28 protein-coding genes, 1 tRNA gene and 1 pseudogene are annotated in these 22801 nt (G+C 64.7%); 17 read left to right on the forward strand and 13 right to left on the reverse strand.

What is annotated here, in order from left to right; translation table 11 throughout:
* Positions 1–14: 14 nt before the first annotated feature.
* On the reverse strand, positions 15–785 hold the full coding sequence (locus DM868_RS03785; protein WP_137275509.1) for a DUF2797 domain-containing protein: 771 nt from the start codon (positions 783–785) through the stop codon (positions 15–17).
* A gap of 84 nt (positions 786–869) precedes the next feature.
* Between DM868_RS03785 and DM868_RS03790 the strand changes: the two genes are divergently transcribed.
* The gene (locus tag DM868_RS03790; RefSeq protein ID WP_246049004.1) at positions 870–1205 is read left to right on the forward strand and encodes a BsuPI-related putative proteinase inhibitor; all 336 of its coding nucleotides are present in this window, start codon (positions 870–872) and stop codon (positions 1203–1205) included.
* Positions 1206–1211: 6 nt separating this feature from the next.
* Here DM868_RS03790 and DM868_RS03795 read toward each other — a convergent pair whose 3' ends face one another.
* Positions 1212–2132, reverse strand: coding sequence for an NAD-dependent epimerase/dehydratase family protein (locus tag DM868_RS03795; RefSeq protein ID WP_137275510.1), 921 nt, complete (start codon positions 2130–2132; stop codon positions 1212–1214).
* A 97-nt stretch (positions 2133–2229) separates the two neighbouring features.
* On the opposite strand from DM868_RS03795, the gene DM868_RS03800 reads away from it, so the two are divergent.
* Positions 2230–2772, forward strand: a complete 543-nt coding sequence (locus DM868_RS03800) for a tRNA (cytidine(56)-2'-O)-methyltransferase (protein ID WP_137275511.1) — start codon at positions 2230–2232, stop codon at positions 2770–2772.
* 7 nt (positions 2773–2779) lie between these two features.
* On the opposite strand, the gene DM868_RS03805 is transcribed toward DM868_RS03800, so the two are convergent.
* Positions 2780–3136, reverse strand: coding sequence for a HesB/IscA family protein (locus tag DM868_RS03805; protein ID WP_137275512.1), 357 nt, complete (start codon positions 3134–3136; stop codon positions 2780–2782).
* A gap of 132 nt (positions 3137–3268) precedes the next feature.
* On the opposite strand from DM868_RS03805, the gene DM868_RS03810 reads away from it, so the two are divergent.
* The 5 genes and pseudogenes from DM868_RS03810 (at position 3269) to DM868_RS03830 (ending at position 5405) form a co-directional block, all read left to right on the forward strand.
* A complete protein-coding gene (locus DM868_RS03810; protein ID WP_137275513.1) occupies positions 3269–3538 on the forward strand; it encodes a DUF7553 family protein in 270 nt (89 codons plus the stop codon).
* Between the two features lie 61 nt (positions 3539–3599).
* Positions 3600–3674: transfer RNA gene (locus tag DM868_RS03815), tRNA-Val, on the forward strand.
* A 496-nt stretch (positions 3675–4170) separates the two neighbouring features.
* A pseudogene (locus DM868_RS03820) lies at positions 4171–4626 on the forward strand (heavy metal translocating P-type ATPase); the annotation flags it as partial.
* 45 nt (positions 4627–4671) lie between these two features.
* Positions 4672–5154, forward strand: a complete 483-nt coding sequence (locus DM868_RS03825) for a DUF5796 family protein (protein ID WP_137275514.1) — start codon at positions 4672–4674, stop codon at positions 5152–5154.
* Entirely contained in the window at positions 5154–5405 is a 252-nt protein-coding gene (locus DM868_RS03830; protein ID WP_137275515.1) for a DUF7508 domain-containing protein, read from the forward strand. Before DM868_RS03825 ends, DM868_RS03830 begins: the two co-directional genes overlap by 1 nt.
* Position 5406: 1 nt before the next feature.
* On the opposite strand, the gene DM868_RS15620 is transcribed toward DM868_RS03830, so the two are convergent.
* Positions 5407–5541 (reverse strand): DUF7128 family protein, encoded by a 135-nt coding sequence (locus DM868_RS15620; protein ID WP_281280669.1) that lies wholly within the window; start codon positions 5539–5541, stop codon positions 5407–5409.
* Positions 5542–5673: 132 nt separating this feature from the next.
* On the opposite strand from DM868_RS15620, the gene DM868_RS03835 reads away from it, so the two are divergent.
* On the forward strand, positions 5674–7803 hold the full coding sequence (locus DM868_RS03835) for an AAA family ATPase (protein WP_137275516.1): 2130 nt from the start codon (positions 5674–5676) through the stop codon (positions 7801–7803).
* Here the strand turns inward: DM868_RS03835 and DM868_RS03840 are convergent.
* Together DM868_RS03840 and DM868_RS03845 are read right to left on the reverse strand one after the other, a co-directional pair.
* Positions 7788–8372 (reverse strand): DsrE/DsrF/DrsH-like family protein, encoded by a 585-nt coding sequence (locus DM868_RS03840; protein ID WP_137275517.1) that lies wholly within the window; start codon positions 8370–8372, stop codon positions 7788–7790. The two genes, DM868_RS03835 and DM868_RS03840, sit on opposite strands and share 16 nt — an antisense overlap.
* A gap of 2 nt (positions 8373–8374) precedes the next feature.
* Positions 8375–8629: a sulfurtransferase TusA family protein gene (locus tag DM868_RS03845; RefSeq protein ID WP_137275518.1), complete on the reverse strand. Its 255-nt coding sequence runs from the start codon at positions 8627–8629 to the stop codon at positions 8375–8377.
* A gap of 245 nt (positions 8630–8874) precedes the next feature.
* Between DM868_RS03845 and DM868_RS03850 the strand changes: the two genes are divergently transcribed.
* The 5 genes from DM868_RS03850 to DM868_RS03870 all read left to right on the forward strand — a co-directional run bounded on the left by DM868_RS03850 (position 8875) and on the right by DM868_RS03870 (position 12837).
* Positions 8875–10068 carry an MBL fold metallo-hydrolase gene (locus tag DM868_RS03850; RefSeq protein ID WP_137275708.1) on the forward strand — a complete coding sequence of 398 codons (1194 nt, stop codon included), beginning with the start codon at positions 8875–8877 and terminating at the stop codon, positions 10066–10068.
* A gap of 39 nt (positions 10069–10107) precedes the next feature.
* Positions 10108–10620 carry a YeeE/YedE family protein gene (locus DM868_RS03855; RefSeq protein WP_137275519.1) on the forward strand — a complete coding sequence of 171 codons (513 nt, stop codon included), beginning with the start codon at positions 10108–10110 and terminating at the stop codon, positions 10618–10620.
* The gene (locus DM868_RS03860) at positions 10617–11078 is read left to right on the forward strand and encodes a YeeE/YedE family protein (RefSeq protein ID WP_170964420.1); all 462 of its coding nucleotides are present in this window, start codon (positions 10617–10619) and stop codon (positions 11076–11078) included. Before DM868_RS03855 ends, DM868_RS03860 begins: the two co-directional genes overlap by 4 nt.
* A 139-nt stretch (positions 11079–11217) precedes the next feature.
* Entirely contained in the window at positions 11218–12384 is a 1167-nt protein-coding gene (locus DM868_RS03865) for an inorganic phosphate transporter (protein ID WP_137275520.1), read from the forward strand.
* A gap of 75 nt (positions 12385–12459) precedes the next feature.
* Complete coding sequence (locus DM868_RS03870; protein WP_137275521.1) at positions 12460–12837, forward strand: thioredoxin family protein; 378 nt, start codon at positions 12460–12462, stop codon at positions 12835–12837.
* Positions 12838–12843: 6 nt separating this feature from the next.
* On the opposite strand, the gene DM868_RS03875 is transcribed toward DM868_RS03870, so the two are convergent.
* Both DM868_RS03875 and DM868_RS03880 read right to left on the reverse strand, forming a co-directional pair.
* The gene (locus DM868_RS03875; protein WP_137275522.1) at positions 12844–14217 is read right to left on the reverse strand and encodes a geranylgeranyl reductase family protein; all 1374 of its coding nucleotides are present in this window, start codon (positions 14215–14217) and stop codon (positions 12844–12846) included.
* Positions 14218–14283: 66 nt separating this feature from the next.
* Positions 14284–15444 carry an MFS transporter gene (locus DM868_RS03880; RefSeq protein WP_246049007.1) on the reverse strand — a complete coding sequence of 387 codons (1161 nt, stop codon included), beginning with the start codon at positions 15442–15444 and terminating at the stop codon, positions 14284–14286.
* 131 nt (positions 15445–15575) lie between these two features.
* Between DM868_RS03880 and DM868_RS03885 the strand changes: the two genes are divergently transcribed.
* The gene (locus tag DM868_RS03885; protein ID WP_394347518.1) at positions 15576–16403 is read left to right on the forward strand and encodes an aldo/keto reductase; all 828 of its coding nucleotides are present in this window, start codon (positions 15576–15578) and stop codon (positions 16401–16403) included.
* Positions 16404–16487: 84 nt separating this feature from the next.
* Positions 16488–17252 (forward strand): hypothetical protein, encoded by a 765-nt coding sequence (locus DM868_RS03890; protein ID WP_222845457.1) that lies wholly within the window; start codon positions 16488–16490, stop codon positions 17250–17252.
* Positions 17253–17264: 12 nt separating this feature from the next.
* Here DM868_RS03890 and DM868_RS03895 read toward each other — a convergent pair whose 3' ends face one another.
* Entirely contained in the window at positions 17265–18326 is a 1062-nt protein-coding gene (locus tag DM868_RS03895) for a M42 family metallopeptidase (RefSeq protein WP_137275523.1), read from the reverse strand.
* Between the two features lie 114 nt (positions 18327–18440).
* The gene (locus tag DM868_RS03900) at positions 18441–19181 is read right to left on the reverse strand and encodes an NAD(+)/NADH kinase (protein WP_137275524.1); all 741 of its coding nucleotides are present in this window, start codon (positions 19179–19181) and stop codon (positions 18441–18443) included.
* 122 nt (positions 19182–19303) lie between these two features.
* On the opposite strand from DM868_RS03900, the gene DM868_RS03905 reads away from it, so the two are divergent.
* Positions 19304–20365 (forward strand): polyprenyl synthetase family protein, encoded by a 1062-nt coding sequence (locus DM868_RS03905; RefSeq protein WP_137275525.1) that lies wholly within the window; start codon positions 19304–19306, stop codon positions 20363–20365.
* Positions 20366–20369: 4 nt separating this feature from the next.
* Here DM868_RS03905 and DM868_RS03910 read toward each other — a convergent pair whose 3' ends face one another.
* On the reverse strand, positions 20370–20774 hold the full coding sequence (locus DM868_RS03910; RefSeq protein WP_137275526.1) for a DUF5778 family protein: 405 nt from the start codon (positions 20772–20774) through the stop codon (positions 20370–20372).
* A gap of 107 nt (positions 20775–20881) precedes the next feature.
* Positions 20882–21076, reverse strand: coding sequence for a cold-shock protein (locus DM868_RS03915; protein ID WP_137275527.1), 195 nt, complete (start codon positions 21074–21076; stop codon positions 20882–20884).
* A gap of 124 nt (positions 21077–21200) precedes the next feature.
* Here DM868_RS03915 and uppS point away from each other — a divergent pair, with 124 nt between their 5' ends.
* A complete protein-coding gene (gene uppS, locus DM868_RS03920) occupies positions 21201–22106 on the forward strand; it encodes a polyprenyl diphosphate synthase (protein ID WP_137275528.1) in 906 nt (301 codons plus the stop codon).
* A 7-nt stretch (positions 22107–22113) separates the two neighbouring features.
* Here uppS and DM868_RS03925 read toward each other — a convergent pair whose 3' ends face one another.
* Complete coding sequence (locus DM868_RS03925; RefSeq protein ID WP_137275529.1) at positions 22114–22722, reverse strand: undecaprenyl diphosphate synthase family protein; 609 nt, start codon at positions 22720–22722, stop codon at positions 22114–22116.
* Between the last annotated feature and the right edge of the window lie 79 nt (positions 22723–22801).

The raw sequence follows: 22801 nt of genomic DNA on the forward strand, positions 1-22801 counted from the left end.
ATGGAACCGGCAGGCTACGTACCGAATGATCCGAGGTCGGATTGCAGCGCTCGCGGCGTCGCTCCGGGCTCCACGTCGTGGCCGACCAACGACCGCATGTCGACGGCGAACCGCGCGCGGGATCGTTCGAGCACGAGGAGACGCCCCTTCGTTCCGAGGACCGTCCCCGACGCGAGCGTTTCGGCGATGGGCGCGGCGTCGAGATCGAAGCCGTACTGGAAGTCGTGGATCGCCTCGACGTCGAACCGGTCGAGAAGACGCCGCCACGCGTCCTCGTCGATCGAGCGACTCATCCCGTCGATCTTCCTCGATACGCGGACGGCGTCCGGAAGCGGGGTCTCCGCGGCGATCCGGGCTTCGATCTCTCTCGCGATCCGACCGTCCTCGACGTACTGGAGTATCGCGCCTCGATCCGCGCCCTGCTCGCGAAGTCGAACGGTCGGATCGGAGCGCCCGGTCACGCCGACTTTGAACGTTGCGGGGGCGAACGCCGCGATGTATATCGCGTGCTCGCGATAGCAGTCCATCTCCGCCTTGAGACACGTCCCGGTGCAGCGCGCACAGATCCACGTCGAGTCGTGAGACTCGCAGTACGGTGCCGCCGGGTCGTCACACGAAACGTGTCCGGTTCCGTCCACTGCTCCGGCGCAGTGGCGATCGCCGAGCGTGTAGGCGAGTTCGTGACCGACTGCGAGCGACTCGTGTTCGATATCGCCGCCGTTCGAGACGACGAGCGACGGCTCCCGGTCAGTTCCAGCGCCCGTCTCGTAGCCGACGATCTGCACGTGATCTCCCTAGTCGACCGAACGGTTTATCGGTTGCTGCCGACCGTTCCCGAATCGGGGCAATCCTTTTGCTCGACGGCTCGAATGGGCGTTATGCTCGAGACGGCGCTGGAGGTGACCGTCGGCGATGGCGTCAGTTTTCGCTTCTCCATCGTCAACGCCGGTGATACGCCCATCGAACTCACCTTCGCCGATGCGTGCAGGGCCGACTTCGCGGTGTTCGCCGACGGCGTCGAAGTCTGGCGATACAGCGACGGACGCGCGTTCGCCCAGACGCTCACCGACGCGGAGCTACAGCCCGGCGAGACGGCGGCCTTCGAGGAGGTGTGGCCCGACCCAACGCCGGGCGATTACACCGCTGAGGCGACGCTGCGAGTCCGCGAGCGAGCGGTGTCCGCTCGAACGCCCTTTTCAGTGTGAACCCCATCAGAGCAGTTCGCGAACCGCCCGTCGAACGGCGTCGTCAGACGACAGGTCCGGGGTCCAGCCGGTCGCCGCGAGCTTCTCGATCGAGAGCCGCATTCTCGGCACGTCGCCGACCCAGCCGCGCTCGCCGCCGGTGAACTGATACGTCGGCTCGACGCCCATCTCGTCGGCGACGATGTCGGCGATTCGGCGGACCGAAGTCGTGGTTCGCGTGCCGAGGTTGTACGTGTTCATCGGGGCGTCCGCGTGTTCGACGACGTGTTCGATCGCATCGAGACACTCCTCGATGTGCATGTAGGACTTCTCCTGGCGGCCGTCGCCCAATATCTCGAGTTCGGTCGGATCCTCGCGGAGTTTGTGGATGAAGTCCGGGATGACCGCGCCGAGTTGCAGTCTCGGCCCGACGATGTTCGCGAAGCGGAAGTTCCAGACCTCGAACCCGTAGCTGTGGGCGTACACCGACAGCAGCGACTCCTCGGCGAGCTTTGCGGCCCCGTACATACTGATCGGCTCCAGCGGGGCGTAGTCCTCCGGCGTCGGGCGCGGGGCCTCGCCGTACACCGTCGACGACGACGTGAACACGATCCGATCGCAGCCGACCTCGCGCATGCGTTCGAGGACCGACGCGGTCATCGACGTGTTCTCGCGGAACTGCGCGTTCGGATCGTCGCTGTCGACGGCCTTGTCGGCGGCGAAGTGAAAGACGGTGTCCGTCTGCTCCGTGATCGCCGCGTCCAGAACGGCCGACTCCGCGAGATCGCCATCGACGACCGCTACGCCGTCGGGAACCCACTCGCGCCGGCCGTTTTCGAAGTGATCAGCGACCAGGACCTCCTCGTCCGCGGCGAGTCTATCTGCCAGATGCGATCCGACGAATCCGCCGCCGCCCGTGATGCAAACGCTCGACCCGGTTTTCTCCATTGGCGTGAGTTCCCTTGGCGCTGGTAAGTCGGTTTCGGCGACGGTGTGTGTGCCCGCCGACCGAAACCCCCTAACGCGTTCCGGCGAAAGGGAGCCCATGCAAGCCGAACACGAGGTCGTCGTCCTTCGTTTGGGGCATCGTCCGGGGCGGGACAACCGGATGACGACCCACGTGGGTCTGACCGCTCGGGCGCTCGGCGCGGACCGGGTCGTCATCGCCGGATCGGCGTCAGGGTCCAAAGAGACGATCGAGGACATCACGGATCGGTTCGGCGGCCCCTTCGACGTCGAACTGACCGACAGTCCACGGGCAGTGATCCGCGAGTGGGGCGGGACGACGGTTCATCTGACGATGTACGGACTGCCGATACAGGACATCGAGGACGACGTTCGGCGCGACCTCACAGACGGGCCGCTTTTGATCGTCGTCGGTGCCGAGAAAGTTCCCTTCGACGTCTACGAACGAGCGGAGTACAACGTCAGCGTAACCAACCAACCGCACTCGGAGGTGGCGGGGCTGGCGGTCTTTCTCGATCGGCTCTTCGAAGGCCAGGAGTTAGCGCGCGAGTGGGAGAACGCGACCCATCGGGTCGTTCCGAAGGAGACCGGGAAAAAAGTCGATCCGGTCGACGAGACGTGACGACTGTTCAGGTCCGGAACGATTCGCCGCACCCACACTCGCTTTCGACGTTCGGGTTCTCGACGCTGAACCCCTTGCCCTGGAGACCGCCCTCGAAGTCAAGGACCGAACCGTCGATGTACTTTTGGCTCGCCGGATCGACGAACACTCTGAGCCCGTGGTGGCGAGTGATGGCATCGTCTTCCTCCGGTTCTACGTCGAAGCGAAGTCCGTAGGAGAGTCCGGCACAGCCGCCTTGCTGGACGAACAAGCGGAGCCCGGCCTCGTCGGTGTCGTACCCCTCGTTTTCGATGAGAGAGATTGCTTGATCGGCCGCCGCCTCGGTCACGGATACGGGGTCGTCCGGCTGGACGCTTTGGCTCATATCCCACTGTATAGTGGCGAGGTCAATAACACTAACGCCCACCGACGCGAGAGTGCCGAACGTTCGATCGATACGATACGTCAACGCCGCCACAACCGTTTTATTCGTTCTCGTCGTATTTCTGCACGTATTATGAATAAACATTTCCAGGACGCCAAATACTACCTGAAACGGGCCGGTGAGACCGCCAAAGCGGGCGTCTCAGAGGAACTGGAACCGATCCGCGAACGGGTCGACGAACTCGTCGACCGCGAGGAAGAGGAGCCGGAACCGGGGCGCTTCGACGAGGTCCGACAGGATCTCAAGGAGCTACAGGCCAAAGCGGAGGGCGAGACCCGCGAAGCCATCGCCGACGCTCGCCAGCGGATCGACAGCTACCGCGGCGACCGAAGCGACGCCTGATCGGACGCCCGATCCTCGCTTGAAAAGGGTTAAGTCTGGGGCGGCGATACTCTCGACCGCTGGGTCGGTGGTCTAGCCCGGTTACGACGCCGCCTTCACACGGCGGAGGTCACCGGTTCAACTCCGGTCCGACCCACTTTTGTTGTTCGGTTATATAAACTACTGACGAGACGTTTCAGACCGAATTTAACTCGAATCGAACGCCCCCGGTCGCACCGGGGTGAACGCCTTCCCGTTTCGTTCCCTCCTCGTACACCCCACCGAGGCGTTCAAGCGGAACTCCTGACAACTGACCGCCATTCATGCGTCAGCCGTCCGGTTCCGCTCCCGACGACGCCTCGTCGGGAACGGCCGCCGGTTGCGGCGACGGCTCGATGCCTCCCGGAATCGGGTCGGTCGAAGTGGACACGGAGCGTGGTCGAATCTCCGTCGCGTACGACTCCACACACCTGACGAGCGGGGATGTCGAACAGTTCGCTCGGCGAATGGCGACGGTCGCGACTGATCGAGACGCCCACTGCACGATGCACGTCGATGGGATGGGCAGTCGAAGCTGTGAATCGTGCGCCATCGCGCTCGAGCGGAGGGGAAGGCGAGCGTGTTGGTCGCCGTGGAGTCTGACGATCGGCTTCGGCGATAGCGAGCGGGTCGCCAGACGGGTCGGTGAGTAAGTCGGTGTCGACGAGGTCTGTGCGGAACTGCTCGTCGAGCAGAAGGTCACGAGCATCGAGGAGTTGATCGCCCGCTACGGCGCGGTCGCAATGGTCGGCGGCGTCGTCAACGACGCGCTGGCGCTGGCGACCGCCACGCTCGGCATCGGGATGGGCGGTGCTGGCACGGACGTCGCGCTCGAAACCGCCGACGTCGTGTTGATGTCCGACGAGCTGGACGGGATCCCGTCGGCGTTCGGGTTGCGTCGCGCAACCCGACGGCGGCTCGTGACCACTCTCGCCATCACCTCCGGCGCGATCATGGTGGTCGCGATACTCACCCGGGGCATCCAGCTCCCGCTGGCCGTCGTCGGGCACGAGGGATCGACCGCTCTCGCCTCCCTGAACGGCCTCCGACTGCTGGGCTTTCGAAACTGAGTCGTATCGCCTCCCTTTTGTCCGGGCGAGGCGAACCCTGACGCAATGACCGAGCGAAGCGACATCGCACCGCAGACGCTTCACGTTTCCCTCGAACCCGAAGGCGTCGAAGTGGAGTATCTCGACGGCCGATCGGTGTTCTACCACGGCGTCCCACAGAAACGCGACGAAAGCGTCGTCTGCCCACCCGGTCGTGACGTGCACGTGCTCGTCACGTCCCCCGCGGAGACGGAGGGTGTCATGGTGTACGTCAACGATCGAAGCACCCACGACGAGATCCTCGAATCGACCGGCGTCGGGCGAGTCATCCTGGAACGCGGTGAGGAGACCTCGCTCTTTCCGGGCGTCGAGGCGGCGAATCACGGATACCGGATCGAGGTCACTGCCGACCCGACGGTTGCCCGCGGTCGCGTGTTCGTCTTCGCGGAGGATCAGACCGGGGAGGCGTCCTACGAACTCGTCGCATCGGACGACGGGGCTGAAGCGTCCGACTCCAACGACACGATCGAGACGACGGGGGAAGCGTAATGCCGCTGAAAAAGGCCTGGGAGCCGCTCGAACGATCGACGGTCGCCGGAGTTCCCGACCGGTACGGTGTCTATGAACTCGGGGATGACGACGGCGTCGTCATCGCCGTCGAACACGGCCCGTTGCGCGACGAGTTGAAGGAGGCGCTCGCCTACGGGGACGGACGACGGGTTCGGTGGCAAACGACACAGAACCGCGCGGAAGCAGAGCGCCTAGCTGACGAACACCGCGATCGATTGGCCTCTCGGTGAGTCACTGAATGTAGCTCGGCCCCTCGGCGTCGCAGTTCTCCTCGTGTTGTGCTGCGTCCGTCCGGTCGTCGAAGAGTAGTCCGCACTTTTCGCACTCGTACCACGTCGAACCGTCCCGCTCTGTGGTCGCGACCATATCTAATGGTGCGATATGATCCCGTATAACCGTTGCCCCGAGACGGCGCGACGACGACGCCCGGTCTGACCGAGCGGTAGTGGGCTGCAGCGCGGCGGAACGGTAAAGCGTCCGGCGAACGGAGTGACTTGCATGGCCCGGCAGGTCACGCTGACGGTGAAGGGTGCGGAAAAACGGGATGCGGGGCGCGGCGTCGCCCGCCTGCCGGAATCCGCGCGGCGCTCGCTCGGCGTCTTGAGTGGTGACACGGTCGTCATCGAGGGGGGTCGACCGACCGTTGCGAAGGTGTGGCCCGCGGGCGGGACAGACGGGATCGTACGGATCGACGCCGAAACGCGCGCCAACGCCGACGCCACAATCGGCGAGACGGTGACCGTCGCCCCCGTCTCGATCGCCGAGGCTGACCGGGTCGTCGTCGAGATCCCCGTGAGCGCCGACGACGAGTTGCTCGATGCGATCGCGAGCGATCTTCGTGATCGACCGCTTCGGACGGGGGAAACGATCCGCCTCGAACGCCCCGGCGTTCGGGCGACAGTCGTCGAGGCGGCACCGGACGGAACCGTCCGCGTCACAGGAAAAACCTCCGTACGAGTACGAGAACGACCCCCACACGACGCCAAAACGGATCGCGTGCAGACGGACGCGGCGGAGCGTGCCGCCCCCGAGCCAACCTCGGACGTCACGTACGAGGACATCGGCGGTCTGGACGACGAACTCGAACAGGTCCGCGAGATGATCGAACTCCCGCTGTCCGAACCCGAGCTGTTCCGGAAACTGGGCGTCGAGCCGCCGTCCGGCGTGCTTCTGTACGGGCCGCCCGGGACCGGCAAGACACTCATCGCGAAGGCCGTCGCCAACGAGGTCGACGCGCACTTCGAGGTTATCGACGGCCCGGAGATCGTTTCGAAGTACAAAGGCGAGAGCGAAGAGCGACTCAGAGAGGTGTTCGAGCGCGCGGTCGAGAACCAGCCCGCGGTCGTCTTCATCGACGAGATCGACTCGATTGCCGGCACCCGCGACGAGGACGCCGACATGGAGAATCGGGTCGTCGCCCAGCTGTTGACGCTCATGGACGGGCTCGATGATCGGGGCCAAGTCATCGTCGTCGGCGCGACGAATCGGGTGGACGCGATCGATCCCGCGTTGCGGCGCGGCGGTCGATTCGATCGGGAGATCGAGATTGGCGCGCCCGACGAGCGGGGGCGACGTGAGATCCTCGACGTGCACACCCGCACGATGCCGCTGGCCGACGACGTCGACCTCGAATATCTAGCCACTAGAACGCACGGGTTCGTCGGTGCGGACATCCACTCGCTCGCCACCGAGGCGGCGATGCGCGCGCTCCGCGATCGGGACGCTCGCGAGGAACTGTCGATCACGAGGGCCGATTTTGAGGCCGCGCTGACGGCCGTCGATCCGTCGACGATGCGGGAGTACGTTGCGGAGACGCCGCACGCGACGTTCGAGGACGTCGGGGGGCTCGAGGAAGCCAAGCGGGTCCTCACCGAGGCGGTCGAGTGGCCGCTCTCGTACGCGGCGCTCTTCGAGGCGACGAACACCGATCCACCCTCCGGGATCCTGCTGTACGGGCCGCCCGGGACCGGTAAGACGCTGTTGGCCCGAGCGCTCGCGGGCGAGAGCGACGTCAACTTCGTCTCCGTCGCGGGGCCGGAACTGCTCGATAAGTACGTCGGCGAGTCCGAAAAGGCCGTCCGCGAGGTGTTCGACCGCGCGCGCCAGGCGGCCCCGGCGATCGTCTTCTTCGACGAGATCGACGCGCTGGCCGGGGTTCGAGGCAACGCGAGCGAAGCCACTGAACGCGTCGTCTCGCAGCTGCTCGCGGAGCTCGACGGGCTCTCCGAGAACCCGAACGTCGTCGTCATCGCGGCGACGAACCGTCGCGACGCGCTCGATCACGCGCTGTTGCGTCCCGGTCGACTCGAATCACACGTCGAGGTTCCGACCCCCGACGTCGATGCCAGACGCGAGATACTGGCGGTTCACACCGCCGGAAAACCGATCGGTGAGGACGTGTCGTTCGACGATCTGGCCGATCGAACGGACGGCTTTTCGGGGGCGGAGCTCGAATCGCTCGTCCGCGATGCATCCATGCGAGCGATCCGCGAACTGGCTGACGAAGTCGGCCCGGAGGCGGCTACGGAGCGGGCCACCGAGATCGAGATCGGGTCGGCTCACTTCGAAGCGGCGCTCTCGGCGGTGGAAAACAAACGGTTCGAAAAGTCCGCTCAGACCAGCAGTTGAATGTCGGCGTCGACCATCTCTTGGAACGCCGAGGCGGCGCCGACGCCGGTCGTGACGCCGTCGTAGAAGTCGTTCTCGTCGTAGCCAAGCAGATCGATCGTCATCTGGCAGGCCTGCAGATCGACGCCGCTGTCGAGGGAGATATCGATCAGCTCCTCGACGCTCGCGACTTCGTTGTCGGAGATCTTATTCCGCATCATCCGGGTAGTCATCCGGTCCATCCCCGGAAGGGCGGCGATCGCGTTCGGGACGGGCATGTTCGGGTTCCCAACCGAGCTCAACTGGAGGTCCTTCGAGTTCTCCTCGTGAAGGATCTCGAGCCCCCAGAACGTGTGGAAGACGGTCACATCGTAGCCGAACGCGGCGGCTGTGCTCGCGAGGATGAGCGGCGGGTACGCCATGTCGAGCGTTCCCTTCGTCGCGATGATGACCATCTTCTTCGTGTCGTCGTCGACCGCCGTTCGAACGTCCGACAGCTCGGATTCGAGATCGTCGACGCGGGCCTGTAGTTCGGCGACCTCCTCGGCCGAAAGCGTCGCGTCCGATCCCGGTTGTGTGTCCGTACTCATGCTCACTCCGCCTTCTGGATGTAGTGTTTGTACACCGATTCGCCGCCCTCGGTCGCTTCGACTTGATCGAGCAACTCGGCGTCGTCGGTCGAGTTCGCCCATCCGGCGATGTCGCTCATGCTTCCGGAGTCCGTTGAAACGACTTCGAGGGACTCGCCCGCAGCGAGCTCCTCGAAGGCGCCTTTCGTCTTGATGACCGGCATCGGGCAGTTCTGTCCTTTCACGTCGAGCGTCTCGGATGTGGTTTCCGTACTCATTGTTCTGATTCCCCTGTATTGGGGTTATTGCACAATATCGGCTCGGCCGTCATAAGTGTGTCGATGTTTGCAGAGTATTTGAACAACCAAAATATACTGCTACCAGCTGTCCGGTAGTATACTCACGCACGAGCGCTCTAAGAGTGGCTCAACGCGACAGTAATGGGATGTTGTATTGTGGAGTAGTTGAATAACTATGCAAACTCTTAAGTTGGTCTGGTGAATACTGGGTAGTACAGATGGACATAGAAGCGATGGACTTCCCGACCCCCGAATCGAACGTCGAATCGATCACGCCGGAATCACTCAAGGCACGCATCGATCGCGGCGAGGACGTGACGGTCCTCGATGCGCGCATGGCGGGCGACTACGAGGAGTGGCGAATCGACGGCGAGACCGTCGAGTCTATCAACGTTCCGTACTTCGAATTCCTCGACGAGGAGATCGATGATGACGTGCTCGCATCGATACCCGACGACGAGCACGTGACCGTTCTTTGTGCGAAAGGCGGCGCGAGCGAATACGTCGCGGGTGCGCTTGCGGACCGAGGATACGACGTCGATCACCTCGAGGAAGGCATGAACGGCTGGGCGTCGATCTACGAGGCCCACGAGGTCTCCGAGTACGACGGTAGTGGGACGCTCCTGCAGTACCAACGCCCCTCGAGCGGCTGTCTCGGCTACCTCGTCTACGACGATGACGAGGCCGCTGTGATCGATCCGCTTCGAGCGTTCACCGACCGCTATCTCGCGGACGCCGAGGAACTCGGCGTCGAGCTCAAATACGCCTTCGACACCCACATTCACGCCGACCACATCTCCGGACTTCGCAATCTCGGTGCAGCGGGCGTCGAAGCGGTCCTCCCCGAAGCCGCCGCCGATCGAGGCGTCACCTACGCGGACGATGTCACGCTGACGACCGACGGCGACACCTTCGAAGTCGGCGACGCGACCATCGAGACGGTGTTCACCCCCGGACACACGACCGGGATGACCTCCTACCTCGTCGACGGATCGTTACTCGCGACCGGCGACGGCCTCTTCATCGAGAGCGTCGCTCGTCCTGACCTTGAAGACGGCGACGAGGGCGCACCCGACGCGGCGCGCATGCTGTACGACTCCCTGCAGAATCGCGTCCTCACTCTCGACGACGACGTGCTCGTCGGCGGTGCCCACTTCAGCGACGCCGCAAAAGCGGCCGAAGACGGTACCTACACGGCACCGATTGGCGAGCTGAAGTCACGGATGGATGCGCTCTCGATGGACGAAGCGGACTTCGTCGAACTGGTACTCTCGGATATGCCGCCCCGCCCGGCCAACTACGTGAACATCATCGCGACCAACCTCGGCCAAGAGGAGATCGACGACGAGGAAGCGTTCACGCTCGAGTTGGGGCCGAACAACTGCGCCGCAAGCCAGGATGCGCTCACGAGTGACTGAGGGCGCGATACCGATGACGGCTAAGATGGGTGCACATCGATGATCACGCAACTCCTCGGATCCGGGGCGGTCGAGACGCTGTTTCCGAACGGGATCTACCGCTACGCTGTCGGCGGGATCCTCGTCGGTGCAGCGACCGCGTTGATCTACTTCGGCACCGGGATCGCTGCCGGGGCGAGCACGTTTCTCGAATCGACGCTGTCGTACGTTTCGGATCAAGAGCGGTTCCAGCAGTATCGACCGTCCCGCGATTGGCGGGTCGTGTTCACGATCGGTATCATTGGCGGCGCGGCGATCTACGCCCTGATCTATCAGGGTGAGCCGTGGTCGCTGACGGGCAGCGCGTGGGTCACCGAGATACAGCCGTGGCGGCTGTTCTTCGGCGGGATCCTCGTCGGCATCGGAACCCGGATCGGGAAGGGGTGTACGTCCGGTCACGGGATCTGCGGCGTCGGATCGGTCTCTCGAACCTCGCTAGTCGGGGTCGCGACCTTCCTGATCGTCGCGATTATCACCGCGAACCTCGTCGCGGCCGCGGGGGTGACGCCATGACATCCGATCGCAATCCGCTGTTCATGCTGTTGATCCTCGTCGGCGGGCTGATCTTCGGGTTCGGACTCGGATTTAGCCACATGGCGCGTCCGGAGGTCGTCATCAACTTCCTGACGTTCGAGGACTTCGGCCTGCTGTTCGTGATGTTCGGCGGTTCGATCGTCGCCGGAATCGCTTTCTGGACCCTCCCGCGGCTTCGGGACAGTGCGCCGCTGACCGGCAAACCGTACGGACGCCGGCTGAAGCCGTTCGACCGGAACGTCCTGATCGGCGGGTCGGTCTTCGGCGTCGGTTGGGGACTGGCGGGAATCTGCCCCGGCGCGGCCTACGCCAGCCTCGGCGTCGGCAACTGGGTGATCCTCTACGCGATCGGCGGGATGTTCCTCGGTGCGTACGCCCAGGGCGTCTGGCGGAGCCGGAACGTGACCACGAACGCCGCCGTTCCAAGCGACGACTGACAGCGAACATCTTCATTTTCGACATGAGTAGCGAGAGACGAGCGTCTATGCCACCGGTCGATAGCGGCGGTGAGGTCACGGACACGGGACCCGCCGACGAACACGTCCGCTCATACTGTGGCGGGAGGGGCCGTACCGAATGACGGGGTTCATCCTCCCGTTTGCAATCGCCCTCGTCGCCAGCGCGTTCATGGCGTGGGCGCTCGGCGCCGGTTCCAGCGGTTCGACGCCGTTCGCTCCGGCCGTCGGCGCGAACGCGATCTCGATCATGCGCGCGGCGTTTCTCGTCGGCTTTCTCGGGTTCGCCGGCGCGAGCCTACAGGGGGCGAGCGTCTCCGAAGCGGTCGGCAGCGAGTTGATCGTCGGGCTGACACTCCCGACCGTCGCGGTGATCGTCGTGTTGGTGACCGCCGCCGGGTTGATGGCCATCGGCATCGTGACCGGCTACCCGATAGCGACCGCCTTCACCGTCACGGGGGTCGTCATCGGGTCCGGGCTCGCGCTCGGCGGCGATCCAGCGTGGGAGAAGTACGCCGAGATCGCGACGATGTGGCTGCTCGCTCCCATCGTCGGCGGCGGACTCGCGTTCGGGATCGCACGTATTCTCCCGAGAGACGACGTTCCAGAGCGGTTCAGCGTTCCGATACTCGCGGCCGCCGTCGGCGCGATTGTCGTCAACGTCGAGTTCGCGCTGCTCGCGTCCGGCGAGGAGATGGCGTCGGTGGCCGCCACCGTCGGGACCGCGTTTCCAACGCCGTGGATCGGTTGGATCGTGGTTACGAGTGCGGCCGCGGGCGTCGCGCTCGCGGTCGTTTACTGGCGCATCGCCGTCGCCATCGACAACGGACTCCGGTCGTTTTTGCTCGTCCTCGGCGGTCTCGTCGCCTTTTCGGCTGGCGCGAGCCAGGTTGGACTCGCCGTCGGACCGCTCGTGCCGTTGGTCGACGGGACGATGATCACGGTGACGGCGCTCGCGACCGGCGGCGGTGTTGGGTTGCTCCTCGGCTCGTGGACCGCCGCCCCGCGGATGATCAAGGCGGTCGCACAGGATTACGCGTCGCTCGGACCGCGTCGGTCAATCGCGGCGCTGTTTCCCTCGTTCGCCATCGCTCAGGTCGCCGTCCTGTACGGGATCCCCGTCTCGTTCAACCAGATCGTCGTGAGCGCGATCGTCGGTGCCGGCGTCGCCGTCGGCGGCTCCGACGTCATCGGCAAGCGAAAGATCGGCGTCACCGTCGGCGCGTGGATCGGTTCGTTCCTCCTCGCGTTCGCGATCGGATACGGCGTGTTGAGCGTCTACCCGTGACGGCGTTCGCAGCCGACTCGACGCGCGAACCTCCGACGAGCATTTATATGCGTTCGCCGCGTAGTATTGTACACAATGGGCAACAGTGAGTCCGCGAAGCGACCGTCGTCGGTGGATCGGCCGGCGAGGATCACCGACGAAGACGACCTCGACGCCTTCATTTCGGGGTCAGACGTCGCGTTGGTCGAGTTCTACACGGAGGGATGTGGCATCTGCCGGAGCATGGAGCCGGTGCTCGGTAACCTCGCCCGCGAACTCGACGCCGCAGTCGGCCTGATAAACCCCCGAGATGATCCGCCCCTCGTCGAACGGTTCGACGTCCGGAGCGTCCCACTTTTCGTCCTCTTCGTAGACGGTTCACCGGCGGCTCGGCGCGCGGATGGATTCATCAGCGGCGACGATCTCGCGGCGTGGGTTTCGGAGAATTCGCCCACCCCAGCGTCGGGTCGATGAACTCAGTCAGTACTTCGGGTCAGCGCCGGTCAACTCGTAGAGATCGTCCATGAGCGAATCCCGCCGAGACTGCCAGTTGTCAAATCCGTTGCTCGTCGTCGGATAGTCGTCGTACACCGATTTGAGTTCGGTCGCGAGGTCGTTGAGCTTTTTCAGCTCGAAGAGCGTTCCCCAGTGGCCGAACGTCTTTACCGCGGTCTTGATCTTCAGCGGCCAACTCATCGAGGCCGTTCCTTCGAGCGCCAGCGCGTCAGCGAGCTGTTGGCCCGGCATCGCGCTCACGATGTCGACGAGTTCGTCGACGTCGTAGGTGCCGCCCCAGATGTTGTACAGATCCATCGCGGCGAAGCGCTTGCCGAAGTCCGTCTGGACGCGACGGTTGTACTCCCAGAGTGCGTCCTCGTCGTCGGTCGTCCCGTCGGCGATGGCCTCCATCGCCGCCTCCGCGGCCCACGTCCCGGCCTTCGCCGCGCCCGGGATTCCGCCACCGGTACAGGGATTGACGTGTGCGGCCGCGTCGCCGACCGCCATGTAGCCCGGTGCGACCGCCGAATCGAGCGGGCGACGGGTCGGGAGGGCGGCCCCGAGTTTGTCCTTCACCGTCGCGCCCTCGAACTCCTCGCGGCTTTGGACATCGCGTTTGAGGTGTTCGACCAGCTCCATCGGCTCTTTGTTCATCTGAAAGCCCAATCCGACGTTGATTTCAGTCGGCGTGCGCGGGAAGTACCACAGATAGCCGAGCTCGGCGGTCGGTTTGAACACGATCGCGTTGTGCCAATCGACGGGATCGTCCAGTTCGATCACTTCGCGATAGGCCGAACAGAACTGCTGGTAGTTGACGTTCGTGTCGAACGTCGTCCCGTCGAAATCGGCCTTGTCCTGCAGGAGCGACAGGGATCCGGCGGCGTCGATCACCACGTCCGCTTCGTACTCGACGACCGAGCCGCGCTTCGTCGCCGTGACGCCGCGAACCGCGCCGTTTTGGACGACGTCCTGGACGACGGTCTCGTAGTGGATCTCCGCGCCGGCGCGTTCGGCCTCCTCCAAGAGCACCTCGCCGTATCGCTTTCTGTCGACGATCGCGCCGCTTCCGCCACGGAAGCCGATATCGAGGTTCTCGTTCGTCTTCGGGTTCTCGAAGCGCGCGAGCGTGATCCCCTCGTTGGTGAACGACTCCTCGCGGAGGTAGTCGAGATCGATCACGTCGGGGAACGTACTGGTTCCTTTGATCGCATCGCCACAGGCGATTCGGCCACCTTCTTCGGCTGTCTTCCGCTCGAGGACGGCCACGTCAAGGCCTTTCTGGGCCGCCGTCGCCGCGGCGAAACACCCGGATGTTCCGCCACCGACGACGACGATGTCGTACGATTCGGGGGACATATTGTCGGATTACACGGTCTGGCATAAATAACCCATCCGTTATCGACGTTTCATTGTGGGGTCGACTCACGGTCGGTCGCGGAGTGTCAACAGCACCGCGAGCAGACACTCGAACACCAACACGGCCACGACCGCACCGAACGCGGCTTGCCACCCGAACACGTCCGCGAGCGTCCCGACGACGACGCTTCCGAGCGCGCCAACCATCATGTAACCCGTTCGGACGAGTCCGAACCCGGTGGCCTGTTCGCTGGCACCGAGGACGTCGATGAATCGCGATTGGACCGGCGCCCCCCACGACATCGCGATCCCCACGAGTGGGATAGCTGCAAGCACGACAGCTTCCGCGCCGGCCACGAGCGATCCGTAGCCGACCACGCCGCTTCCGAACGCGAGCGCGGCGATCCCGTCGCGGCCGAATCGATCCGAGAGCGTTCCCAAGAGCGGTTGTGTGGCCCCGTGCACGACGAAATACCCCGAAAACAGGAGGCTCGCGCCCGCCGCCGAGTATCCGTGATGCTCGATGAGAAAGGTGGGGAGGAACGACGCCGTCGCCTGCCAGGAGAACGCGCCACCGACCGAGAGGAGCATCGTGTATCTGATCTGCGGTCGGCCGAGTAGCTCGCGGAGCGGGCCGATCTCGAGTTGCGAGCGCATTCGAACGTCGGGTCGTGCTGGCGGCGTCCGGTCGATTTGAAGCCAAAACAGCGCGAAGATCGGGATCGCGACCGCCGCGCCCAACAGTAGCGCCGGCCGCCACCCGTAGCGCACGCCGACCGCCGCCGCCGCGACGGGCGCGACAAGTCCGGCGATTGGGGCCCCGGTCACGTGGATTCCGATCGCCCGACCCACCTGATCGAAGTGTCGGGCGAAAAACGAGGTCGCCACACTGTAGTGCAGGCCGGCACCGGCACCGAGAACCACCGCCGTGATCGCGAACACCGGATACGAAGGCGCGAGAGCCAACAGGACGCTCGTAGAGGCGGTCAGCCCGAGTGCGGCGAGGATGACCCGACGCTCGCCGAGTCTATCGGAGAGGATGCCGCTCGGGAACTGCGAGACGGCATACGCCGCCCACATCCCCGACAGCGCGAGGCCGACGGCCCCCTTCGAGACGGCGAAGTCAGCCGTGATCTGCGGGACGACCGGACTGATGACGAGGCGGGCGACCATCGTCGCGGTGAACGCGAGGGTGCACAGCGCCAAGGCGACGTATCGATACTGCACGACACCCCACGTTTCCCGCCCGCGAGAAACACCCTTTCGGTCCTCTCGTCATCTCGCCGGTTTGAGTGGTCCGTTCGAACCGATCGTCCCGTATCCACAATCGTTTTCAGACCGACGGCCCCACTTTCCCTATGGCAAATCAACACCGCGAGATACCCGATCGGAACGGCATGCCGGGATTCGGCCTCGGCACGTGGCAGAACGACGACCCGGACGCCTGTGCCGAGTCGGTCCGAACCGCGCTCGATATCGGGTACCGACACGTTGATACGGCCCAGATCTACCGCAACGAGGCCGCGGTCGGTCGCGGCCTCGCCGCGGCGGACGTCGACCGCGAGGAGATCTTTTTGGCGACGAAGGTGTGGACCAACAAGCTCGCACACGACGACGTGATCGAGTCGACTGAAGAGAGCCTCGAACGCCTCGGGACCGACTACCTCGACCTGCTATACGTCCACTGGCCCTCCGGCGAGTACGATCCCGAGGGCACGCTGTCGGCGTTCGAACAACTCCAAGCCGACGGCCGCATCGAGCGGATCGGCGTCTCGAACTTCGAACCGGAGCATCTCGAAGCTGCCCGCGACGCCATCGACGCGCCGATCTTTGCGAATCAGGTCGAGATGCACCCGCTGCTCCAACAACGTGAACTCCGCGAGATCTGTGCCGACGCGGGAATCGAGCTGGTCGCGTACTCGCCGCTGGCCCGCGGCGACGTCTTCGACGTCGACGTACTGTCGGAGATCGCCGACGCGAACGGCGTCAGCGAAGCGCAGGTCAGCCTCGCGTGGCTCCGCGAGAAGGCAGTGACGCCGATCCCCAAAGCGACCGGCTCCGATCACATCCGCGACAACTGGGCATCGCTATCGCTCGAACTGAGCGACGACGAGATCGAACGCATCGATTCGATCGACACCGAGCGCCGGAAAGTCAATCCCGACTTCGGTCCGAGCGCGTGGTAGCCCGCTCGAGGCGTGAGCGCGTTCGGACGATCCACCGAGTGAGGAGGCCGGAACCTATTTTTACGCCCCACGGAAGGAAGTAGTATGACCGATGGCGGCCTCATCGAGGGACTGAAGATCGACGTCGTGCGGCTCCACGAGACCTGGATGGAACTCGTCTTCCCCCGACAGCGGACGGCCGTCCATCGGGTGCTCGGCAAGTGGAAGCCTCGGACGCGGGGGGACGCGATCAAGTATCGGATCTGGGCCGCGATCGGGGTCCCGCTCGTCGCGCTGTTGTACCCGTTCTTGCTCGTCGGCTTCGCCGCGCGGTTCAACGCGCGCCGCTTCAACACGGCCACGACCCGACTCGGCGTCGTTGGCGTGGTGCTCCTCACGGCGCTGCTGTGGGGCGGACTGACGGCGCTCGCTCGCGTACGGCTCGAATTCGACGGCTTTCTCGCGGTCGGCGCAGCGAGCGCCGTCGCCGTGGTGTCGGCGGGACTGGCCGCCATCTTCACCCGCGTCGGCGGGCGCGGGACGACGGTCGTCTTCGGCTATCCGTTCGCGATGAACGCCGTCTTCCTCCCCCCGGTCGTCGCGGCGCTGTACGATCCCTCGCTCAGCGGCGTGCTCCAACGAAGCGAGTCGCTCGCGATCTTCCTCCTCGACAACCTCCTGTACGTGTACGACGCCAACGAGTATCTCCGAGCGAACTTCAGCCTCGAAGGGATCGGCGTTGTCCTGATGTGGGTCGGCATCGCGACCCCGCTCGGGTGGTTCCTCGGATTCGTCGTCACGCTCGCCGACCTGATTCGGCCGCGATCGAACGGCAATGAGGGCGGCGGGAACGGCAGCAACGCCGAGTGAACGGGACGGAGCTCAGAGTGTGTAGTCGTGCGTGCCGTCCTCGGTTTCGAGGGTGGCGACGAGGAGGTCGATCGTCGCCGCTAGATCGTCACGGTGAACGCTCTCGGTCGGCGTGTGCAGATACCGCGTCGGCACGGAAATCGCACCGGCGGGTCGCGCACCCCCGGCCCGCTGGAGGCTTCCCGTGTCCGTGCCGCCGGCCGGGAGCACTTCGAGTTGGTAGTCGATATCCCGTTCCTCGGCGATTCGGCGGATCCGGCGGTGCAGCTTGTGGTTCGTGATGACGCTCGAGTCCTTCAGCTTGATCGCGGCCCCCTCTCCGAGTTGGGTGACGCGCTCGCCTGGTTCGAACCCGGGGACATCGTTCGCGACCGTGGTGTCGATCGCGAGCACGAGGTCAGCGTCCAGATCGACACCGAGCGCCGACGCGCCGCGGAGACCCACCTCCTCTTGAGCCGTCGCGGCGAAGTGCACGGTGACGTCCGGGGCGTCGAGGCGACGCGCGGCCTCGATCATCGCGAGTACCGACACGCGGTTATCCAGCGATTTTCCCGTGACGAACTCGCCAACGCGCGCGAGCCGACCGTCCATCGTGACGAGGTCACCGACGGAGACGCGCTCTGCGACCGCCTCGGCGTCGAGTCCGAGGTCGATACGGACGTCTTTGATCTCCGGTTTCGACTCCTTTTGTTCCTCCGTGAGCGTGTGCGGCGGGACCGCGCCGATGATTCCCGGCAGGTGTTCGTCGTCGGTGTGGACGGTGACGCGCTGAGCGCGGAGGATCCGCGGATCCCAGCCGCCGAGCGCGTCGAGTTCGAGGAACCCCTCGTCGTCGACGTACTTGATGATGAACCCGATCTCGTCGACGTGGGCGGCGACGACGACATCGTACGCCGGATTCGCCCCCTCGATCGTTCCGACGAGGGTGCCCATCGCGTCGGAGCGAATTCGATCGACGTGCGGTTCGAGTTCGGCGCGAACGAGCGCCCGAATGCGGTCTTCGTACCCCGGGACGCCCGGCGTTTCGACGAGGTCCGCGAGCAGTTCGTGATCGAAATCGAAGTCGCCAGACATACGACACGCTGCGATCCCGCGGGTGATAAACGCAGTCGTCGCGCGTCGGACGAACTCGTGTCGGCTACAGTTCCCGCTTGCGACGGATCGGCGAGCGCCACACGTCGATCCCCGTCAGTCCCCGTCCGTCCCGGTCCAATCCCCGAACGCCCCCGTCGCCCCTGGAGGGGCGTACGTCTCGATCGTTCCGGCCGTCGACAGCGCGATCGCATCGTCGGCCGCGACGGGCAGCTCCCGGCGTCCGTCGGCGAGCAGTTCGACCGGCGTTTCGTCGCGCTCGACGCGGAGTTCGACGTCGTCGATCGAAAGGACCCAGTCGCCGGCCGCCGTTGCGAAGGGGGCGATAGGCACGATCGAGGCGACGCCGGTACCCAGTGCGACGGTCGGCCCACCGGCGTTACGGTTGTAGCCGACGCTTCCCGCTGGCGTCGACGCGACGACGCCGTCCGCTCGGAATCTGGAGATCTCCTCACCGGCACAGTGAACCGAGAACTCCGAGATCCGGGCCGGCTCGGCGGCCATAAGTGCGACGTCGAAGACGGCTCCGATCGGATCGAACGAACCAGCGGCGGTGACGACGGGATGACGCATCGTCGGCACCGATCCGTGACGGATGCGCTCGATGGACGCTTCGAGGCGATCGATCGGGACCGACGGAATCCCCTCGACCTCGACCGCCAGTATCGGGGCATCGAGGCCGTCTCTGGCGAGATCGGTGATCGCCGACTCCGTCTCCGCGACGACGAATGCCACGGTATCGAATGCTCTGTCGTCGTCGACTGGCTCTCCCCCCGCGGCTTCGATGGCCTCGGTCACTCGTTCGCTGCCGACGATCCCGACGCGCTGTCCGCTCATCGACCCGACCGAGGGTCGGGGGGATGAAAAGTCTCTCCGTCGATGCCGGGGGGCGTTTGCGCCTCGCTCGCGGCCACGGTGACACGGGAGAGTTTTTATTCTGTCACCGCAAGCCTCGTGACATGTACGGCGTGCTTGAGGAGTGGCGGCCCGTTGTCGACGAGACCATCGAGTCGTTGCTTCCTCGAACGATCGACGACGCCTATCTCGCGGATTTCTTCGGTGAGCCGACCTACTCGTACGATTCGGCGGCATTGCAGGGGGCGCTCTCGGATCCGATCTGGGAGCTCCTCGATCGGGGGGGAAAACGCTGGCGTGCGATCCTATTCTTGCTGTTCGTCGAAGCGTTGGGGGACGACCCGGAGGCGTATCTCGAATACGCCGTGATCCCGGAAGTGTTACACAACGGCACGATCATCGTCGACGACGTCGAGGACGGCGCGACGCACAGACGGGGTGAACCGGCGCTCCACCACACTCACGGGATGGATATCGCGCTCAACGCCGGTAACGCGATGTACTTTCTGCCGCTGAAGATCATCACGCGGAATCCAGGCGATCTCAGAGCCGACGTTCGGCTCGACGCCTACGAGATGCTGATGTACGAACTCAACCGAACTCACCTCGGCCAGGGGATGGACATCCGGTGGCACAATCAAAAGGAGATCGAGATCACCGACGCGGAGTACCTCGAAATGTGCGCGTGCAAGACTGGCTGTCTCAGTCGCATCGTGGCAAGACTGGCCGCGATCGTGACCGACAATCAGGGCGTCGAGCAGGCCGTCGCGAAGTACGCCGAAGACATGGCTATTGCCTTCCAGATCGCCGACGACGTGCTCGACGTGGAGTACGCCCTCGAGGAGGGCGGCGACTTCGGTAAGGGCGTCGGGAACGACATTCGGGAGGGAAAGAAGACGCTGATGGCGATCCACGCTGCGGAGAACGCACCCCCAGAGGACGCCGCGCGCCTCGAGGAGATTCTGTGGGCGGACGAGAACACGGACGAGGACGTCCGCGAGGTCGTCGAGATATTCGAGTCGGTGCGGAGCGTCGAGTACGCCCGATCGGTCGCCGAAGAGCTCTCGGAGTCGTCGAAAGCCCGCCTCGAGGGGCTCGATCTCGAACCCGAACCGGCGTCGAAGCTCGCCGCCTTCGCCGAGTTCGTCGTCGATCGTGACGTGTGAAGGGTTACTCGCCCTCGACGCCCGTCGCGCCGAATCCGAGTTCCTCGACGCCGCGAACGATCGCCGCCTGATCGGCGTCGGCCTCGTAATAGAAGACGATGTCGTACGTCGAGTCGCGAATCAGTTGTTGGCACTCCCAGACGAACTCCTCGCCGTCGAGCGTGAGCCCTTGGTGTTGGTTGACACCGAACCGATCGTCGTCGTTCCCCGAATAGACGTACGTGTCCGTCGGCTCGATGCCTGCGGCCTCGGCGATGACGTCGCCGATGTCGAGCGTCGCCTGGTGGAGTGTTGGCTCCTCCTCGTTCGTCAGTTCGGTGTCGACGATGACGCCGTTGAGCCGGATATCGCCGGGTTCCAACAGCGCCTTCGTCCGCTGATACAGATCGTCGTCGATGGCCTCGCTCATACCGAACCCATCGCTATCCGGAGTAATACAGGTCACGGTCCGTGGCGGTACTGCCCGCACCGCGCCGCTATCGAAGTGCTGTGCCGTTACTGGGGTCGAACGCCGCCTTACAGCCGATTGAGGTTCTTCGCGCGCGGGCCCTTGTCGGCCTGCTCGATGTCGAACTCGACCTCGTCACCCTCCTCCAGATCGGGGCCGCCAACGTCCTCCATGTGGAAGAACACGTCCTCGTCGGAGTCCTCGGTTTCGATGAAGCCGTAACCACCAGTATCGTTGAAGAAATCAACCACGCCTTTCGCCATTGCGTCCGGACGGACGGCGTTATGATATAAAAACTCTGCGGCAGTCGCGACGGTGACGGTATGTTGCCCCGCACAACCGACGAAAAACAACACTCATCCGTTCGCCCGCCCTCAGGCCGGATAGATGCGCCACCGGCTCCGGGGAGCGGTTCGACGGCTCTACGAACGACTGCTCGAGCGCGAGGTATCCGGCGTGCCGACGCACGTAGCCGTCATTCAGGACGGTAACCGCCGATACGCGCGCGAACACGGTGAGGAGAAGACGGCGGGACACCGCGCCGGTGCGGACACGACCGAACGGATGCTGGAGTGGTGTGCCGATCTCGGCGTCGAGGAGTTGACGCTGTACGCATTCTCCACGGAGAACTTCGACCGCCCCCGCGAGGAGCGGGAGGCGCTCTTCGATCTGATCTCAGAGAAACTCCGCGGGTTCGCGGACCGCCCCGAAGTGCACGACCGCGAGGTCAGGATCCGCGCGATCGGCGAGATACAGCGGCTCCCCAAACGCGTTCGCGAGGCGATCACCTACGCCGAGGAGCGCACCGAAGGCTACGACTCGCTCCGCTTGAACGTCGCGCTCGCCTACGGCGGGCGCGCCGAGTTACTCGGCGTCGCCCGCGAGATCGCCCACGAAGCCGCGAGCGGCGCGTGCGACCCCGAAGATGTCACCGTTTCGGAGATCGAAGCTCGTCTGACGACGGGGCCGACGCGGGTGGTCGATCTCATCATCCGGACCGGCGGCGACGAGCGAACGTCGAACTTCCTGCCGTGGCACGCGAACGGGAACGAGGCTGCGGTGTATTTTTGCACCCCGTACTGGCCCGAGTTCTCGCGCGTGGACTTCCTGCGGGCGATTCGGACGTACGAGTCCCGACAGGAATCCTGGCGGCAGACGCGCGCTCAGCGGGCGGCCGCGCTTATCCGGGCGGCCGGTGATATCGAGCGTAACGATACTACCGGGCTCGACGACGCGACGCACGGCGGAGAGGAGATCGAGGACCCGACCGATCCGGATTCCTCCGTCATCTGATCGGCAGTCACCGGCCGAACCGACGCTTCCGTTCTTGAAACTCGCGGACGGCACGCAAGAAGTCGCGCCGCCTGAGGTCCCGCCAGTTGACGTCGGTGAAGTATAGCTCGGAGTACACCGACTGCCAGATCAGGAAATCGGACAATCGTTCCGCGCCGGTTTTGATCACGAGATCCGGTGGCGACTGAAACACGAGCCGCCGTTCGATCTCGGATTCGTCCACGTCCTCTGGATCCAACGTTCCGTCCGCCGCGTCCCTCGCGATTCGACGGACTGCGGCGGCGAACTCCTGGCGACCGCCGAGTCCGATACTCACCTGTACCGGTGCGTCGGCCACGCTCTCCGCGCCGGGTTCGCGAATCGCGACGCTGCGCGGACTGTCGAGTTTCGACAGCGCCGCTCGAAGCGTCGGGATCACCGCCTCGTCGAGCACGCTGACATAAATCAACACCTCCTCGCCGCCAATCTCGAACGCCCACCGGAGGAACGACGCGAGCGTGTCGTACGCGCCCTGTTCGAGGAGGTCGTGCTCGGTGATGACAAGCGCGATCCGTTTCGGAACCCCACCGTCGCTCAGGCGGATCCGTGCGGCGAGATAGCGATCGTACAGTCCCACGAGCGGACGTTCGTCCCCGTCGGCCTGAACGTGTCGGTCCGCTCTTCGGGAAGGTTAAGTGATCAACGGGGATATCTCG

Source organism: Natronomonas salsuginis (genome assembly GCF_005239135.1).
Classification (GTDB): Archaea; Halobacteriota; Halobacteria; order Halobacteriales; family Haloarculaceae; genus Natronomonas; species Natronomonas salsuginis.

Coding starts and splice junctions, on each gene's coding strand:
- DM868_RS03860 (WP_170964420.1), top strand. CDS start 10,617: ATGACATCCGATCGCAATCCGCTGTTCATGCTGTTGATCCTCGTCGGC.
- DM868_RS03910 (WP_137275526.1), bottom strand. CDS start 20,774: ATGAGCGAGGCCATCGACGACGATCTGTATCAGCGGACGAAGGCGCTG.
- DM868_RS03845 (WP_137275518.1), bottom strand. CDS start 8,629: ATGAGTACGGAAACCACATCCGAGACGCTCGACGTGAAAGGACAGAAC.
- DM868_RS03885 (WP_394347518.1), top strand. CDS start 15,576: ATGGCAAATCAACACCGCGAGATACCCGATCGGAACGGCATGCCGGGA.
- uppS (WP_137275528.1), top strand. CDS start 21,201: ATGCGCCACCGGCTCCGGGGAGCGGTTCGACGGCTCTACGAACGACTG.
- DM868_RS03840 (WP_137275517.1), bottom strand. CDS start 8,372: ATGAGTACGGACACACAACCGGGATCGGACGCGACGCTTTCGGCCGAG.
- DM868_RS03870 (WP_137275521.1), top strand. CDS start 12,460: ATGGGCAACAGTGAGTCCGCGAAGCGACCGTCGTCGGTGGATCGGCCG.
- DM868_RS03830 (WP_137275515.1), top strand. CDS start 5,154: ATGCCGCTGAAAAAGGCCTGGGAGCCGCTCGAACGATCGACGGTCGCC.
- DM868_RS03890 (WP_222845457.1), top strand. CDS start 16,488: ATGACCGATGGCGGCCTCATCGAGGGACTGAAGATCGACGTCGTGCGG.
- DM868_RS03825 (WP_137275514.1), top strand. CDS start 4,672: ATGACCGAGCGAAGCGACATCGCACCGCAGACGCTTCACGTTTCCCTC.
- DM868_RS03795 (WP_137275510.1), bottom strand. CDS start 2,132: ATGGAGAAAACCGGGTCGAGCGTTTGCATCACGGGCGGCGGCGGATTC.
- DM868_RS03865 (WP_137275520.1), top strand. CDS start 11,218: ATGACGGGGTTCATCCTCCCGTTTGCAATCGCCCTCGTCGCCAGCGCG.
- DM868_RS03810 (WP_137275513.1), top strand. CDS start 3,269: ATGAATAAACATTTCCAGGACGCCAAATACTACCTGAAACGGGCCGGT.
- DM868_RS03915 (WP_137275527.1), bottom strand. CDS start 21,076: ATGGCGAAAGGCGTGGTTGATTTCTTCAACGATACTGGTGGTTACGGC.
- DM868_RS03875 (WP_137275522.1), bottom strand. CDS start 14,217: ATGTCCCCCGAATCGTACGACATCGTCGTCGTCGGTGGCGGAACATCC.
- DM868_RS03790 (WP_246049004.1), top strand. CDS start 870: ATGGGCGTTATGCTCGAGACGGCGCTGGAGGTGACCGTCGGCGATGGC.
- DM868_RS03900 (WP_137275524.1), bottom strand. CDS start 19,181: ATGAGCGGACAGCGCGTCGGGATCGTCGGCAGCGAACGAGTGACCGAG.
- DM868_RS03905 (WP_137275525.1), top strand. CDS start 19,304: ATGTACGGCGTGCTTGAGGAGTGGCGGCCCGTTGTCGACGAGACCATC.
- DM868_RS03895 (WP_137275523.1), bottom strand. CDS start 18,326: ATGTCTGGCGACTTCGATTTCGATCACGAACTGCTCGCGGACCTCGTC.
- DM868_RS15620 (WP_281280669.1), bottom strand. CDS start 5,541: ATGGTCGCGACCACAGAGCGGGACGGTTCGACGTGGTACGAGTGCGAA.
- DM868_RS03800 (WP_137275511.1), top strand. CDS start 2,230: ATGCAAGCCGAACACGAGGTCGTCGTCCTTCGTTTGGGGCATCGTCCG.
- DM868_RS03835 (WP_137275516.1), top strand. CDS start 5,674: ATGGCCCGGCAGGTCACGCTGACGGTGAAGGGTGCGGAAAAACGGGAT.
- DM868_RS03805 (WP_137275512.1), bottom strand. CDS start 3,136: ATGAGCCAAAGCGTCCAGCCGGACGACCCCGTATCCGTGACCGAGGCG.
- DM868_RS03855 (WP_137275519.1), top strand. CDS start 10,108: ATGATCACGCAACTCCTCGGATCCGGGGCGGTCGAGACGCTGTTTCCG.